The organism is Bradyrhizobium sp. CCBAU 25360, from assembly GCF_028128695.1.
GTDB lineage: Bacteria > Pseudomonadota > Alphaproteobacteria > Rhizobiales > Xanthobacteraceae > Bradyrhizobium > Bradyrhizobium ottawaense.
Window position 1 is genome coordinate 547,091 of record NZ_LBJA01000045.1, and the last position, 14,482, is coordinate 561,572.

The 14,482-nt window shown below is 65.0% G+C and carries 24 protein-coding genes; 17 read left to right on the plus strand and 7 right to left on the minus strand.

Annotated features, from left to right (window positions below; genetic code table 11):
* The first annotated feature begins 102 nt into the window (after positions 1-102).
* The 3 genes from XH81_RS36805 (at position 103) to XH81_RS36815 (ending at position 1,248) form a co-directional block, all read left to right on the plus strand.
* Positions 103-381, plus strand: coding sequence for a hypothetical protein (locus XH81_RS36805; RefSeq protein WP_018322957.1), 279 nt, complete (start codon positions 103-105; stop codon positions 379-381).
* 268 nt (positions 382-649) lie between these two features.
* Entirely contained in the window at positions 650-856 is a 207-nt protein-coding gene (locus XH81_RS36810) for a hypothetical protein (protein WP_028144895.1), read from the plus strand.
* 71 nt (positions 857-927) lie between these two features.
* Positions 928-1,248: a hypothetical protein gene (locus tag XH81_RS36815; protein ID WP_028144894.1), complete on the plus strand. Its 321-nt coding sequence runs from the start codon at positions 928-930 to the stop codon at positions 1,246-1,248.
* Between the two features lie 15 nt (positions 1,249-1,263).
* Here XH81_RS36815 and XH81_RS36820 read toward each other — a convergent pair whose 3' ends face one another.
* The 3 genes from XH81_RS36820 to XH81_RS36830 form a co-directional block, all read right to left on the minus strand.
* A complete protein-coding gene (locus XH81_RS36820; protein WP_028144893.1) occupies positions 1,264-1,833 on the minus strand; it encodes a TetR family transcriptional regulator in 570 nt (189 codons plus the stop codon).
* Positions 1,833-2,177: a DMT family transporter gene (locus XH81_RS36825; protein ID WP_028144892.1), complete on the minus strand. Its 345-nt coding sequence runs from the start codon at positions 2,175-2,177 to the stop codon at positions 1,833-1,835. The genes XH81_RS36820 and XH81_RS36825 overlap by 1 nt, the downstream gene beginning before the upstream one ends.
* A 190-nt stretch (positions 2,178-2,367) precedes the next feature.
* A complete protein-coding gene (locus tag XH81_RS36830; RefSeq protein ID WP_028144891.1) occupies positions 2,368-3,033 on the minus strand; it encodes an O-methyltransferase in 666 nt (221 codons plus the stop codon).
* A gap of 97 nt (positions 3,034-3,130) precedes the next feature.
* On the opposite strand from XH81_RS36830, the gene XH81_RS36835 reads away from it, so the two are divergent.
* A complete protein-coding gene (locus tag XH81_RS36835) occupies positions 3,131-3,763 on the plus strand; it encodes a TetR family transcriptional regulator (RefSeq protein WP_028144890.1) in 633 nt (210 codons plus the stop codon).
* A 45-nt stretch (positions 3,764-3,808) separates the two neighbouring features.
* Positions 3,809-4,627 carry a pyridoxal kinase gene (gene pdxY, locus XH81_RS36840; RefSeq protein ID WP_028144889.1) on the plus strand — a complete coding sequence of 273 codons (819 nt, stop codon included), beginning with the start codon at positions 3,809-3,811 and terminating at the stop codon, positions 4,625-4,627.
* A 5-nt stretch (positions 4,628-4,632) separates the two neighbouring features.
* On the opposite strand, the gene XH81_RS36845 is transcribed toward pdxY, so the two are convergent.
* Complete coding sequence (locus tag XH81_RS36845) at positions 4,633-5,928, minus strand: hypothetical protein (protein WP_028144888.1); 1,296 nt, start codon at positions 5,926-5,928, stop codon at positions 4,633-4,635.
* A 332-nt stretch (positions 5,929-6,260) separates the two neighbouring features.
* On the opposite strand from XH81_RS36845, the gene XH81_RS36850 reads away from it, so the two are divergent.
* From XH81_RS36850 to XH81_RS36865, 4 genes are all read left to right on the plus strand, one after another.
* Positions 6,261-6,425, plus strand: coding sequence for a Flp family type IVb pilin (locus tag XH81_RS36850; protein WP_028144887.1), 165 nt, complete (start codon positions 6,261-6,263; stop codon positions 6,423-6,425).
* A gap of 38 nt (positions 6,426-6,463) precedes the next feature.
* Positions 6,464-6,730, plus strand: coding sequence for a hypothetical protein (locus XH81_RS36855; RefSeq protein WP_240536257.1), 267 nt, complete (start codon positions 6,464-6,466; stop codon positions 6,728-6,730).
* A gap of 172 nt (positions 6,731-6,902) precedes the next feature.
* Positions 6,903-7,151, plus strand: coding sequence for a hypothetical protein (locus XH81_RS36860; RefSeq protein ID WP_271596807.1), 249 nt, complete (start codon positions 6,903-6,905; stop codon positions 7,149-7,151).
* 286 nt (positions 7,152-7,437) lie between these two features.
* Entirely contained in the window at positions 7,438-7,584 is a 147-nt protein-coding gene (locus tag XH81_RS36865) for a hypothetical protein (protein ID WP_162832230.1), read from the plus strand.
* 18 nt (positions 7,585-7,602) lie between these two features.
* Here XH81_RS36865 and XH81_RS36870 read toward each other — a convergent pair whose 3' ends face one another.
* Entirely contained in the window at positions 7,603-8,163 is a 561-nt protein-coding gene (locus XH81_RS36870; protein WP_028144884.1) for a bifunctional transcriptional activator/DNA repair enzyme AdaA, read from the minus strand.
* Between the two features lie 125 nt (positions 8,164-8,288).
* On the opposite strand from XH81_RS36870, the gene XH81_RS36875 reads away from it, so the two are divergent.
* Together XH81_RS36875 and XH81_RS36880 are read left to right on the plus strand one after the other, a co-directional pair.
* Complete coding sequence (locus tag XH81_RS36875; protein ID WP_028144883.1) at positions 8,289-8,705, plus strand: nuclear transport factor 2 family protein; 417 nt, start codon at positions 8,289-8,291, stop codon at positions 8,703-8,705.
* Positions 8,706-8,790: 85 nt separating this feature from the next.
* Entirely contained in the window at positions 8,791-9,711 is a 921-nt protein-coding gene (locus tag XH81_RS36880; RefSeq protein WP_028144882.1) for a DMT family transporter, read from the plus strand.
* Positions 9,712-9,718: 7 nt separating this feature from the next.
* On the opposite strand, the gene XH81_RS36885 is transcribed toward XH81_RS36880, so the two are convergent.
* Positions 9,719-10,069, minus strand: coding sequence for a zinc ribbon domain-containing protein YjdM (locus XH81_RS36885; RefSeq protein WP_028144881.1), 351 nt, complete (start codon positions 10,067-10,069; stop codon positions 9,719-9,721).
* Positions 10,070-10,195: 126 nt separating this feature from the next.
* Positions 10,196-10,369 carry a hypothetical protein gene (locus tag XH81_RS36890; RefSeq protein WP_162832229.1) on the minus strand — a complete coding sequence of 58 codons (174 nt, stop codon included), beginning with the start codon at positions 10,367-10,369 and terminating at the stop codon, positions 10,196-10,198.
* 215 nt (positions 10,370-10,584) lie between these two features.
* Between XH81_RS36890 and XH81_RS36895 the strand changes: the two genes are divergently transcribed.
* From XH81_RS36895 to XH81_RS36920, 6 genes are all read left to right on the plus strand, one after another.
* Positions 10,585-10,944, plus strand: coding sequence for a c-type cytochrome (locus XH81_RS36895; RefSeq protein WP_028144880.1), 360 nt, complete (start codon positions 10,585-10,587; stop codon positions 10,942-10,944).
* 293 nt (positions 10,945-11,237) lie between these two features.
* Positions 11,238-11,642, plus strand: a complete 405-nt coding sequence (locus XH81_RS36900; RefSeq protein WP_028144879.1) for a VOC family protein — start codon at positions 11,238-11,240, stop codon at positions 11,640-11,642.
* A 38-nt stretch (positions 11,643-11,680) separates the two neighbouring features.
* Positions 11,681-12,328, plus strand: coding sequence for a hypothetical protein (locus XH81_RS36905; protein WP_028144878.1), 648 nt, complete (start codon positions 11,681-11,683; stop codon positions 12,326-12,328).
* Positions 12,329-12,490: 162 nt separating this feature from the next.
* Positions 12,491-13,027: a helix-turn-helix domain-containing protein gene (locus XH81_RS36910; protein ID WP_028144877.1), complete on the plus strand. Its 537-nt coding sequence runs from the start codon at positions 12,491-12,493 to the stop codon at positions 13,025-13,027.
* Between the two features lie 282 nt (positions 13,028-13,309).
* Complete coding sequence (locus tag XH81_RS36915; RefSeq protein WP_028144876.1) at positions 13,310-13,591, plus strand: hypothetical protein; 282 nt, start codon at positions 13,310-13,312, stop codon at positions 13,589-13,591.
* A gap of 341 nt (positions 13,592-13,932) precedes the next feature.
* A complete protein-coding gene (locus XH81_RS36920; protein ID WP_028144875.1) occupies positions 13,933-14,439 on the plus strand; it encodes a hypothetical protein in 507 nt (168 codons plus the stop codon).
* Positions 14,440-14,482: the final 43 nt, after the last annotated feature.

Below are 14,482 nucleotides of genomic sequence, written 5' to 3' on the forward strand. Positions count from 1 at the left end.
TACAATTTAAGACAGATCTTCGCGGGCAGATTTCATCGATCGTAACATGTCTACCCAAAGCTGTAAGCATCCACTCGGGGCAGCGGGGCACGGGAGGATGATATGAGACAGAGCCAGGCGGAGACGCGCCGCCAGAATGTCGCGAAGCGTTCGATGACGAAGGAGGCCAAACAGCTGACCGGCCTGATTGCCGGGCTGCGCGAATCCCTCGAAGGAATCCACAAGGAACGGACGAGCACAAAGCTCACCGGCGCCGAGATGGGCATGCTCGACGAGCGTCGCAACAACCTGCTGCTCACCATCGCAGCCCTCGACGACCGCCTCTCCGCCGTGCAGGGGCTGATCGATCTCGGCCGACCCCACATCATCCGTGTGCACTAGCGGGGGCTCGGCCACGGGACGATCGGTTCCGTTGCTGCCGTGACGGGCCGCCCCCCGGCGGCCGATCCGGCACGACATGGCCCAGCACGACTTGTAGACGGCTCCCGTCGTCGCAGGCGGAGACCTGCGGCGGGTTGGAATCGCATTCCTGCGGGGCACGGCTCGACGCCGGTCGCCGGCCGATCATCTGCGCCATGCCTGCGGATGGCACCAAATTGCCACGCTCCCGGCGAATTGCCGCCAAAGCCCGCTGCCACGAGGAGGCCGGGTGCAGGGCGACGCAAGGGGATGCGAATTGGCCTACAAGATGATCGCAGAACGCGACAACGAGAAGTACAGTTTCGCCCGCGAGAGCCGGCTGCTCATCGTGGCGAAGGCGAAGGTGTGGGCGAGCGAGGGGTGGCGGGTCGTCATCACCGACCAGGACGGCAAGGCCTACGCACCGCCGGAGTTCGATCAGCTGTCGGCGGCGTGACCGAAGGGCGGGCGAGGGGACGGCATTTGAGATCGCTGTTTCGATCGGGGCGCGACCGGATCGTGCCCGTGATGACCGTTGCAGCCGCCGCTGTTCTGACGGTGACGGTCGCCGCCGCGCAGAATCTCGACGCCGGCAAGCCGCCCGCAAAGCTCTTCGCTGAGGGCTGTGCGACCTGCCATCGCAGTCCGCGCGGCCTTGCCAAGGGTCGCTTCAGCCTGACGCTGTCCTGGTTTCTCAGGGATCATTACGCGACCAGTTCGGACTCGGCCAAGGCGCTCGCGGCGTATCTTGAGTCAGTCGATACTCCGCCGCCGCGCGCTGCTACCAAGCCCGCCAAGAAGCCCGCGCGATCCGCATCGCGTCCGCCCAAGCCGGTGCAGAGCCAGTAGGACGTGCGGGGGCCGCTATCTGCGCTGATAGGTCTGCGCGAGCAGCCGTGCGTGCACGGCGCGTAGCTCGGCGCTCATCCGCGTCTGTCCCGTCGTGACATAGGAGAGCCATGCGCCGTCGGCGGCGAGACGTACGATTTGCAGATCGGGCGCGTCGTCGGTCGTGCGATGACGCTTCAGGCGCGCCTTGATCCAGTCGTTCCAGAGCCGGCGCAGCGGCGGATCGGTGACGACGACCATGCTCAACGCCGCCCATGGGGTCGCGAAGCCGAAGGCCTGGCCGGTGAACACGGCATTCACATAGGCCCGCGTGAAGCGGCCGCGCGGTTTCGGATCGGCTTCAATCGCGGCGTCGATCTCGGCATCGACGTGCGCGAGCAGGTCGGCAAACAGGCCCTCGATCAGCGCCTGCTTGCTGCCAAAGTGGTGAAACAGTCCGCCCTTGGTGACGCCGGCCGCGACTGCCACCGCCTGCACGGTAACTCCGGCGACGCCATGGTCCATGGCGATTGCCGCGGCACAGTCGAGCAGGGCGCGCCGGACCTGCTCCGGCTGCTTGGCGCGGGTGTAGCGGCTTTCCGCCATCAATGCACACTGGCCTGCGAGAACAGGTTGATGACCACGACCCCGGATACGATCAACGCGATGCCGACGAAGGCCGCGGCGTCCAGCATCTGGCGGAACAGCACGAAGGAGACGGTCGCCGTCAGGATGATGCCGACCCCGCCCCAGATCGCATAGGCGATGCTCAAGGGAATGACGCGGATCGCCACCGACAGCGCATAGAACGAGGCGACATAGAACAGCACCATCGCCAGCGTCGGCCACGGTCGGGTGAACTGGGCGGATTGCTGCAGGAAGGCGGACGCCGTGACCTCGAGAACGATGGCGAGGGCGAGCGCTGCGTAGGCATTGAAGGCGGAGGTCATGATCAACTCCGGCGCGGGGCGGACGGAAAGATACCGCGCGGTAGGTATGTTTAGCACGCCGGGCCAGGCTTTGGCCAGAACGAGGTATCACGTGTGAGTGACGAGGCTGCGACACCAGGGAACGCAGCATGAAGCCGCCGCCTGGTGAATAGCGCGGCGGCTCCAAAATTTCGTGGCGTTTCGACTGGTGTCAGCTGATCCGCACGGAGAGTTCGACGTCTTCGGCGAAGGGCGTGGACATGTAGCCGCTGCCGGGCGCGCGCACGCGCGCCAGATAGTCCGGGCTGTCGTCGGCATTGTCGGCGACGATGATCGCACCCGGTCCGAGATGGCCTTCCAGCAGATCAAGGATCTCCGGATAGAGCGCCTTGGCGCCGTCGAGCAGCACGAGGTCGATCGTAGCAGGCAGATCGGTACTGAGCGTCTTCAGCGCGTCGCCTTCACGGATTTCGACGAGGTCGATCAGGCCGCCGGCGATGAGGTTTTCCCGCGCCCGCGCCGCCTTGGACGGCTCGAACTCGCTGGTGACGAGACGGCCGCCGCCATTGTCGCGCAGGCCTGCGGCAAGGTGCAGCGTCGAGATGCCGAACGACGTGCCGAACTCGACGATCACCCTGGCGCGGGAACTGCGTGCCAGCATGTAGAGCAGGTGGCCTGTCTCGCGGGAGACCGCGAGCGGTGCGTCCTTCAGGCGTCCGTAGAGGTCGCGATAGTCGGTCTTGCTGCGCATCAAGCGCGCCCGCTCTGCGTCGGACAAATCCGCGACGGCGGCGCGCGTTGCGCCGTTTGCTGCCTCGGCCTCGTCGAACAGGCGGTCCAGCAGCGGCGCAAGCGTTGTGATGGTCGGGGTGGTCATTGGAGGTCTCCAGGGTTGGCGAAGAAACGCGTGCTTGCGTGCCGAGTGAAATACGACTAATTCGTCGCATTTCCTATTCGCATTGCCCGAGTGAGACATGGCCGAGCGTCGAAGCCGTTCAATTTCTTCACGAAAACAGCCGCAACAGGCCCGCTCCAGCGAGCTTGTCGCGGCCATTCTCGATGCCGCTGTTCAGGTCCTGACGAAGGAGGGCGCGCAGCGTTTCACCACGGCGCGAGTGGCGGAGCGGGCCGGGGTGAGCGTCGGTTCGCTCTATCAATATTTTCCGAACAAGGCCGCGATCCTGTTCCGTCTCCAGAGCGATGAGTGGCGGCGCACGAGCGACCTCTTGCGCGGCATCCTGGCGGACCGGACGAAGCCACCGCCGGTGCGGCTGCGCGCGCTGGTCCACGCCTTCATTCTGTCCGAGTGCGAGGAGGCCGCGATCCGCGGCGCGCTCAGCGACGCTGCACCGCTCTATCGCGACGCGCCCGAGGCGCAGGACGCGCGGGCCGCCGGTGAGGGGATCATCGCGGCGTTCATGCGGGAAGCGCTGCCCAAAGCCTCCGAGGCGACCCGCGCGCTTGCCGGCGAGCTCATCAAGACGACGCTGAGCGAGGTCGGCAAGCGGTTTTCGGAGACGCCGCGCAGCGAGGCCGAGATCGCGCGCCATGCCGACGGGTTGGCCGACATGTTCTGCGCTTACCTCGGCGAACTGGCGCGACGCTGAAGCTGCTCTTGCCACACACGTCGTTTGTCCCTACGGACCTCTTTCATGCTCGTCATCTCCATTCAAAGCCAGGTGGTCCACGGCCATGTCGGCAACAGCGCCGCCGCCTATGCCATTCAGGCGGAGGGCGTGAACGTTGCGGCGGTGCCGACGACGGTGTTGTCCAACCATCCGCGCTATCCGAGCCTGCACGGGCGGGTGCTGGAGACCGAGCTCGTTGCCGATCTTCTGGCCGGCGTCGAGGAGCGCGGGCTTGTTGACGAAGCGGCCGTGCTGGTGACGGGCTATCTCGGCTCGCCGGGCAACGCCGCCGTCATCGCCGATTTCGTCGAGCGGGCGCTCGCGCGGAATTCGAAGCTCGTCTATCTCTGCGATCCCGTGATCGGCGACGATGGCCGCGTTTATGTCGCCGACGGCATCCTGGACGTGGTCCGGCACCGGCTGCTGCCGGCAGCAAACCTCACCACGCCGAACCAGTTCGAGCTCGAGCTGCTCACAGGCCTCAGAACCGCGGATGCGGAGGGACTGCGCGTCGCGTGCGCGGCGCTGGCGGGGACCGGCCGTATCGAAATCGTCGCCACCGGCTGCACGCTCGCCGATACGCCCGAAGGACAGCTGGAGACTATCCTGTGCGCCGACGGGCTATTGTCGCGCTTCGCGACGCTGCGCCTGCCGATCCGCCCCTACGGCACCGGTGATCTCCTCACGGGCCTGATCGCCGCGCATCTGGCCAAGGGCGAGGCGACGGAGGCCGCAGTGCGGCTGGCGGTCGAAACCATCTTTGCGGTGCTGCTGCGCACGCAGGACGCCGGCACGGCCGAGATGCGGCTCGTGCCGCTGCCGACGCCGGGGCGCGCGCCGTAATGGTCTCAGGTCGCGCGCTTGCCGGTCGATTGCGCCGATTTCTGCGGCTTGGCCGGGCTCTTCTGCTCACGCGCGGCCTGTGCCTTTGGCGGCTTTGCTTGGGCCACAGCGCGCGTCTTCTTTGATTTGGCGCTGGCGACTTCCTTGCGCTCGCTCGTGCCACGCTTTGAGATGTATTCAGCGCCGTCGACCGGGCCGACATGCGGCGGATCGCGGCCGAGATAGGGCCGGCCGATGCCGTAGGCCTTGCCGTTGGCGTCGACCCACTTCCACAGAATTTCCGTCGAGACCCAGCGCTGCGCGCGGTTATTGCCCTGGGTGCTGACAATATCCGCCGCCATGCCATGGCCGTAGCCGCCGCGCGTGCTGCCGCCGTGATAGGAGCGGTCGGAGGCGGCCTTCAGACCGCTCGCGATCGACTGGCGATAATCGTCACGGAACGCGCTGGTGATGCCGGGCGAGAGTCCAGCGGCTTCCGCGGCGAGCAGCGTGCGGAACAGCTTCCGCTTGAAGCTCTTGTCCATGCCGCCGATGACGTAGTCCATCATCGACATGCCGGCGTGCTCGGCGGCCTTCGGATCCTTCCAGGTGAAATCCTGGTCGACCAGCTTGGTGAAGCTGCGCATAACCGTGACCGTCTTGCCCTTGCGCTTGATGGTGACGGCGCGGCGCTCCTGGACCTTGATCGAGTCCTCTTTTGCGGTGCGCTGATAGAGCGCCCAGAGGTAGCGGTCGATGCAGGCATCCATGACGAAGCACTCGTCGAGCACGGCGACGGTGTCGGCCGGCGGCGATGCCTTGCTCGCAGGCGTGACGGGGCCGCTCGCGATCGCCGCGGGGGACAGCGCGTCGGTCGTCACGATCTCGGTGGGATCGGCAGATGCGAGCTTGACGGGCGCCGGCGCTGCAACTGGAGCAGTCACGCTGATGACGGGCTCTGGTTCAGGCGATATCTGCGGCGCGGGCGGCGTCTCCGTCGGAAGGATCAGCGCGGGATCTGCTGAGGCGAGCTTGATGGCGGGAGGCTCGGGCACCGCTTCAGTGATCGTCGGGGTTGGTGCCGCAGCGACCGCAGCCGCGATGTCGGCGGTCAAGGCGATGCCGTCCTCGATCGTCGCAGCGTGCGGCACGTCCGCGAGGTCGAGCCGGCTGAGATCTTTCGCGCGCGACACGGCAGCGGCATTGGCGCCGCTGTTCTCGATGAGGGCAGGGGCATAGGCGGAGAGGGAAAGTGCCAGCCAGCCGGCGAGAACGGCCGAGGGGCACGCGACCGCCACCAGAAGAGACCGCCGATCGTTCATGATCCCTGCCTCCAAACGGTTCTGTTCGGACACGCTTTGTCGGAACAGTCATGATGCAAAAACAGTCTTGCACGGAAAGGCACGCAGCGCGTCGATTGTTCGGGGGACCGTGTGGCGACGCAATGGCGTAATTCGGCGAAATCGGGCTTTTCGCGGAGGTGTTGCCAAGCTGCAACGCGAGTTCCCACTGCGGTTTTCAACGGAATCGCCAGCAAATGCGGCGTTCATTGTCGTAACTTGAAGCGATCGAATTCATTCAATCTTGGATTGTAATCGTGCATTTCTCGCCTGCCGGCCGTTCCGGCAGAGTTGGGAAGGACACGATTGTGAAGTTGAAATGCAAATGGGCTGAATTCGTCGCCGATGAATCCGGCGCCACCGCGATCGAATACGGCCTGATCGCAGCCGGCATCGCGCTCGCAATCATCGAGATCATCTATGCGCTCGGCACCAATCTCGTCGCAAAGCTGCAGGCGCTGGCGACGGCGTTGAAATAGGGGCGCCTCGCGCAACTGCATCAATGCTGGAGTGTGGGGTGGGCAACACTCTTGCCGATGCGTTGCGGCAACTTTGTTGCGGCTGGCGCGTTTGGTCGGCCATGACGCATTCCTCGCTTCGTCCCATGGACGCCTTCGATCCCACCGAGCCCGCCATCCTGCACGATCGCCTCACGGACACGATCATCACCTGGACCGCTGACCAGGCCGACGATTATCGCCAGGCCAGCCGCCCGGGCGAGGACGGAACCGTGGCCTGGAAGGCCTATCTCTTCGATGGCTGGGGCAATGTGCTCGGTGGCTGAGCACCGTCCATAAAACCGTCATGTCGCGGCCGGCGGTGATTCGGCCAACGCCTTGTACGCATTAAACATATCGCCATGCACAGCACGCGCTGTTGCAATGCAACAAAACATGTCGCAACGCAGCAAAACGCGCCTAAATATGCTCCGACTCTTCCACTCAGGAGCATTACCAATGAACAAGAAGACTCTGTCGATCGCCGCCGCCATCCTGACGATCGCGGGCAGCACCGCGGCTTTCGCCGCCGAACTGCCGACTTACGAGACCAATGGATTTCCGGTCTCGCCCTTGCAGGTTCGCGTCCTCGGCGCCGGGCATGTCGAGCAGCAGACCACTGCGTCGACCACGCTGGCCTCGGTCCACCAGGCGAAGGTGCTCAGCCCTCGCAAGGTGAAGACCGCGACCGTTGGCGTGGCCCACTAAGCTGACATCGTGAACGGCAGATGGGTTCCGCGGAGAGGCGGGACCCATCTGCATCACGTGATCGAAATCGACGCTGCTCGCGCATCGTGCAAATGTCTCGGCACGATGAATTGACACCGATGCGCTGATTGAGAATCCGGCCGCGAACAAGTTCGCGTGAAGGTGCCGGTGATGTATGCCAGTTCATAACGGGCTTGATCCTTTTAACAGTTGCTTTGCACGTCGCGTTGCTTGATGCGGCCGCCGCATTGTTGCGGCCAATTTTGAAGTCATAATGGAGGCCATTATGCCCGTTGCGCAGAAAGTCGTTGCCGCCACCACGTCGCCGCGTGCGTTCATTCTCAAGCAGACAGCTTTGTTCGCCGCCGCCGCTTTGTTCGTGTTCGTGCTGAGCCTGACCTACGGCCTCGATCTCAGCCCCGGATTTTTCTGAGCGACTTCCCGCGGCGCGCTAAGCTCTCCGCGCGCGCAGGCTTGACGGTGAGCGGCCGTAGAGTTCGGCGAAGGCGGCGTTGAATCTGCGCAGGCTGCCGAAGCCGGCCTGGAATGCGATATCGGTCATGGTGTGGTTGCTGGCATCGAGCAGGCGCTTGGCGCGCTGGACCCGCTGCGTCCTGGCGAGTTGCTGAGGCGTCGCGCCGACGTGGCGCTCGAACAGGCGCGCCAGATGACGCGAGGAGATGCCGAGCCGCATCGCCAGATCGACCACAGAGCCTTCATCGAGCGCGCCGCCATCGATGAGTTTCATGGCCCGCGCCACCGTGGAGCGCGTGCCGTTCCAGGCCGGGCAGAACGGCGCAGTCTCCGGTCGGCACCGCAGGCAGGGCCGGAAGCCGGCGGCTTCTGCCGCCGCCGCCGTCGGATAATAGGCGACATTGCGCGTCAGCGGCTGCTTGGCCGGACAGACCGGGCGGCAATAGATCCCCGTGGTCTTCACCGCCGTGAAGAAGCGGCCGTCATACCGGGGATCGCGGCGCAGGCGCGCGGCGTTGCAGACATCGAAGCTCAGCATGGCCGGATCATAGCGCATGCCGGTAGCGGCGGAAGGGCTGCGGGATGACCGAGTCCGATTGTGGCGAGCTGCAAGGCGCATCGCGCCCTAGAAGGCGCCCCTCAACGAAAACGAGGGAGCGCATCATGTCCAGCCCAAAAGATATCGTCCTGAACGCGTGGAAGATCTTTTCGTCGCGCGATGCCGAGCGCATCGCCGCATTGTTCACCGAAGACGCCGAATGGATCGCGCCGAAGGGCAATGCCACCGCCGTCGCGCTCGATCACACCGACCACATGGCCGGACCGCACCAGATCGCGCGCTTCATCGCGCAGGAGATGCACAAGATGTTCTCGAACATCGATATCGCGTTCCGCGGCGTCTACGCCGACGGCGATGTCGTGATCGTGGAGGAGCGGATGCGCGCCACACTGGGCGGCGGCAAGCCGTACGAGAACGACTATTGCTTCGTATTCACGGTGGCGGGCGACCGGATCAGGCAGGTGCGGGAATACATGGATACGCGCAAGGGATGGCGGATGGTCTTCGAGCAGGAGGCGTGATGCGTAAGCCCACAATCACCGCCGCGTGCCAGCCCTGCAGCCGCGTGGGTTGAGGCGGTATATGCGCTGACATAAGGCTTGGTCCATGGATCAGCGGACGAGCGGCGCAGACGCTCTCTCTCAGAACAAGGATGCGGCGCCGGCACTGGTCGGCGTAACTTGCGGCCTTGCCGCGGCGCTGTTCTGGGCGCTGGGCTTTGCCGCCACGCGGCATGGCCTCAAGCTCGGCTTCACGCCGGTCGATCTCCTGGTGCATCGCTATGTCTGGTCGGGGATCGCGTTCCTGCCGCTGGTGTTCCGCGCCGGCATCTCCGATCTCTGCGGCATCGGCTGGAGCAGGGGCCTTGTGCTGATGGTGCTCGGCGGCCCCGTGATGTCGCTGATCTCCTACACCGGTTTCCTGTTCGTGCCGCTCGGCCATGGCAGCGTGATCCAGCCCTCCTGCGCGACGCTCGGCGGCCTGCTGCTCGCGGTGGTGGTGCTGAAGGAGCACATCTCGGCCTCACGGCTTGCCGGCGCCGTCGTCATCGTCGGCGGCCTCGGCGTGATCGGCGCGGAATCGATCGGTCATATCGGGGCCGACGGCGTGCTCGGCGATTTGATCTTCGTGCTCACCGGATTGATGTTCGCAGGCTTCGGCGCAGCTCTGCGCCACTGGCGCGTCTCGGCCGTGTCGGCAGCGCTGGTCATCAACGTGCTGTCGCTGCTGCTGCTGCCGGTCTACATCGCAACCGTCGGGCTCGCCCATGTTGCGGCGATCGGCGTGAGCGAGAATGCGATCCAGGCGCTGGCGCAGGGCGTGCTCGCCGGCCCCGCCGCGCTCTATCTCTACGCCGTCTCGGTCCAGCGCCTCGGCGTTGCCCGCGCCGCGGTGTTTCCGGCCTGCGTGCCGGCGTTGACGCTGCTCACCGGCTGGCTGCTGCTCGGCGAGCCGCCGACGATGCTGCAGGCCGCGGGGCTGGTGACGGTGCTGTGCGGCTTCTATCTGGCGCAGCGGCAAAGGTAGGCGCGAGCTACGCCTTCTTCACGAACTCCGACTTCAGGTTCATCGCGCCGATGCCGTCGATCTTGCAGGCGATGTTGTGGCCGTCGCTGGCGTCCTGCAGGCGGATGTTGCGCACCTTGGTGCCGCCCTTGACCACCGAGGAGGAGCCCTTGATCTTGAGATCCTTGATCACGATGACGCTGTCGCCGTCAGCGAGCACATTGCCATTGGCATCGCGCACGCCGGCGTCCTGCGCGGTGTCCGCCGCCGCCTCCGCCGCACCGCTCCACTCATGGCCGCATTCCGGGCAGACCCAGAGATCGCGGTCCTGATAGACGTGCTCGGAGCTGCAGGCGGGGCATTTCATCGTGTCGGTCATGGCAAGTCTCGTTGAACCCTTCTCTCGTAGATCGCTTCGTTCGCGGCGCGACCCTAAGGGCAGGGTCGAGGAAAGCAAGGGAAAGCTGCCGCCGGCCTGCAACCGCCATCGCCCGCCGGTGCGATATCACCGAAACAGCGCGACGAAGATCACGTAGAACCAGCCCAGGATGCCGTGGACGATCGCCCACAGTATAGAATGGTTGTTGGTGTAGGAGATCGCGATGGCGAGCGCGGAGCCGAAGCCGACGCCGTATTTCGCGCCCTCGACGCGGACGCCGTAATAGCGATTGCCGTTCATGGTGGTGCCTCCGTGAGTCGTTGACGGGCGCGAGCCTACGCGGTTGCCGCGATCCCTGCGACCGGCTTGATCCACGAGGCCACACCGAGCTCGTGACGTGCTGAGGTTGCGCGCGGAGCTGCGATGCGAAGGCGCAATCCGTTGACGCAGATCAACCCGGTGTGCCGGCCAGGCGTCAAGCTGGCTAAACTGCCGGGCCATCGCGAGGGATAGTCATGTCGCACAGCGCTCGAATCTACATCGGCCTCGCCGTCCTGATCGCGTTGTCGGCGCTGTTTCTGTTCAGCGTCGTCCACACCGCCGCGGGGGCGCCGAGGTCCGGCCCGCGCGCGGTCGACGAAGGGCATCGTCTGGCAGAGGCGTGGTGCCAGAGCTGTCACGCCGTCGAGCCGCACATGGCCGGCTTCTTCGACGAGGCCCCGAGCTTCCAGGCCATCGCTGAAAGGAGCGGCACCACCGCGCTGTCGCTCAAGGTGTTTTGGCGGACCAGCCACCAGAATATGCCGAACCTCGTGATCGCGCCGGAGCAGGCGGATGCGCTTTCGGCCTATATCCTCAGCCTGAGAGGCAAGTGAGGCCGCCGGAAGCGATTTTGCGAAAACAACCCCATGCACAGTAGATACGGCCTTGATAAGGCTTGTATTTTCGGTTATTACGAATTCCCTTTTGCCGCGTCGGGCAAAACAGTGGCATCATGCCATGGTGCCGTCCGCGGAGGGCGTAGCCCGGACGGAGCCAACGGGTCGGCGCGAGGCGCGGCCCGATGACAGGCTCCGCGAATCCGGGGCCGAGCGAGCGGCAACATCCCGGATGACGCTGGCGCTCCATTCGGGCTACGCTCGCGGCGCAACCGCGCAACGAGTCCGGCATGACTTTTCTCCTCAACATCGACGTCCCCGACATCGCGCAGGCCACGAGCTTTTACACCGCCGCCTTCGGCCTCACCGTCGGCCGCCGCTTCGGCACCGACTTCGTCGAGCTGCTTGGCTGGCCGGCGCCAGTCTATCTCCTGACCAAGCAGGCCGGCACGTTAGGTGCCGGCGCAGACCGCCGCCGCTACGAGCGGCACTGGACGCCCGTGCATATCGACGTCGTCGTCGATGATGTCGACGCCGCAGTCGCGCGTGCGCTCAGTGCCGGCGCGATCCTGGAGGTGCCGGCGTGCGATGCGCCGTATGGGCGGATCGCGATGCTGGCCGATCCGTTCGGCCACGGGTTCTGTCTGCTGGCGTTCAGCGAGAAGGGGTATGATGCGCTGGTGGAAAGTTCGTAATTCGCAGCGCGGATGAGCGAAGCCACAATCGGGATCACATGCCGGCAAAACCGAAACGAAAACTGAAGACCTACCAGACCTCGCTCGGCTTCTATGACCAAGCCATCGCCGCACCTTCGATGAAGGCGGCGCTGGAGGCCTGGGGCGCCAGCTCCAACCTGTTCCATCAGGGCGCGGCGAAGGAGACCGACGATCCCGATATCGTCGCGGCGACCATGGCAAAGCCAGGCGTCGTGCTCAGGCGCCCCGTGGGATCGGACGGGCGGTTCACCGAAAGCGCCGAGCTGCCCACCGATCTCGTCGATGACGACGCCAGGCCCAGGCGCAAGGCCAAGGGCAAGACGCGATCGACGAAGCCTCCCTCCAAGGCCGCCAACAAATCATCCGGCAAGATCGACGATCAGGCCGCCCGCAAGGCCGCCGCGGCATTCGAGAAGGAGGCGCGGCGGCGCGAGGCCGAGCGCCGCAAGGAGGAGGCCGTCCGCGCCAAAGAGCGCGCGCGTCGCGACAAGGCGGTCGCCCTCGCCGAGGCGGCGCTGGACAAAGCGAGACGGGAGCATGATGCGAAGGCGCAGGAGATCGACGCCGACCGGGCCGCGCTGGATGAGCGCGCCGCGGCGGAGGAGGCGCGCTGGGACAAGCAGCGGGCGAAGCTTGAACAGGCCCTGCGCCGCGCGCGAGAGTAGGGCCTTGCTACGATCCAAGAGATCGCGAGAGCAATTCCTTTACCATGCCATCCAGTCCCGGCTGAGGCGGCTGCCGGTTAGGAGTTGCAGGAAAGTTCTGCGCTATCTTCGCCCCGATTTCGGCCGCGCTGGAAACGCCGCCGCAAGTTTTCGGGAGCTGTCATGAGCGATCATCGTGCCGCAGTCAGGCATCACACGTTGCGCACCGGCATGGTCGAGTTCGACAACGGCACCGGCAGCATCGTCAGCGTGCCCTGCACGATCCGCGATGTCTCCTTCACCGGCGCGCGCGTGGCTCTCAACAGTTCGGCATGGGTGCCGGAGCAGTTTTCGCTGGTTTTCTCGAGCGGTCTGCGCAAGGGCTGCCGGCTCGCCTGGCGCAAGGAGAGGCTGATCGGGGGTGCGTTCGCGGACGGTTATGCGAGCGCGGACGAGCAGGCCGCGATGATGACCGTGGACGAGCAGGCCCGGCACCGGCTCGGCATCGGCGCGCGCGTCAAGGCCGCGCGCGAGATGCGCGGCTACACGCAAGGCCAGCTCGCCGAGCGCCTCAGCGTCACGCCGGCTTTCGTGCAACTGGCCGAGCAGGGCGAAGCGGACATTCCGCTGTACCAGCTGATGCACATCGCCGATTTGCTGATGGTCAGTCTCGACGGGCTCGTGGCCGGACCGGTGCCTGAGGAGGTCGACGCGGTGTAGGGCTTCGTAGCCCGCTGAAACGCCCGAGCGCGCGCCTCGTCTTTCGAGACGATCACGGAGCCTGTCATCGGGCCGCGCTTTGCGCGGACCCGGTGGCGGTTTCCTCAGGGTGAGGCTAAGGGGGATCGTGGCCTGCTGAAGCTGTCGCCGCGTACTCCACCCTCATCCTGAGGAGCCCGCTCAAAGCGGGCGTCTCGAAGGATGGCCGCAGAAAAAGTCGCGCGAAATTTGCTTGCCTTGCCCCGAGTCCTTTTGCACTCTTGCCGCGAAGGAGACCACCGCATGACAAAAATGACCGCCGCCTGCGCGCTCGGGACCGCCCTGGTGCTGAGCAGCCTTGCAACATCAGGTGCTGAGGCCCGAACGCGGAAAGCCGTCGTCGTTCGCGCACCGCAAGAGCGGCTCATCGTCACAGCGCCGGTGCTCAGGCCAACGCCGTGGGATTACAATGTCGTTCCGCGCTATCGGTATCGCCCCGAGGACGACCGCGTCGATCCCTACGGCCCGCCGCTGGTGCCTTCCTATGTTCGCTATGAAGGATGGCGCTGGCCGTATTGGTGGTGAGGCACGATCACATTCTGAGCATGTGATCGGGCGGCGCGCTGAATACTCGCTGCTGGCTTGAGACGCCGCCGATGACAGGTTCTGCGCGTGCGGCAGCCCTCGATTCCGCCACGCTCGATGTCTTTGACAGGTCGGGTGCTTGAGAAAACGACATCTCCTCCATCTGGTACGCCGGCAAGTTGAAGTTTGATGGTTCGTCATCTCTGCGTGCAGAGGTGACGATTGGGAAAAAATGGCAAAGTGGAGACTGTCAAGAGTACATCGAGGTAGAACGACACTTATCCCCGTAATAAACCCAATGCTGTTTGGGGTGCTGGGCGCGCGTATTGGGAGGATTGGTCATGGCAAGTGTCGAACAATTGCACAGGCGGGACGGAGTGAACTTGGTCCAACTCGAAGCCGACATCACGTCGATCCGCTCGGGAAGCTCCATTACTTCAATTAATCTGCCTGATTACGTCGAGCACACCGCGGGCGTCTCGCGCGTCGGTGCGCTCAGTGCAGAGGCGGTCGTTCGCGACTATGAGTCCGCTGCAAAAGAGATCGAGGCCATGGGCACCGAGTTGATCGACGCCGCGCAAAAATGCGAGGCGCTGACGGCCCAGGTTCATGATGCGATCGCCTTCATGCGAGAAACGGCAGCGGGGTATCGTGAAGAGGGACGGAAGATCTTCAAGCGCATCGAAGAATGCGCGCTGTTCACCGAAGACGTGCGCAAGACCTGCGAACAGGTCAAACGCCGAATGACTGAAGTCTCGGTTGGCCCCTCTTCCGATGAGGAGCTTGCGGCGCAAGATTCCGAGCTGACGGGGATCGCGGCCCAGGTGACGATGAACGAGATACGGTGAGGCGAGCGTAGAGCGTAGTAGCTTCGTAGGGTGGGCAAAGGCG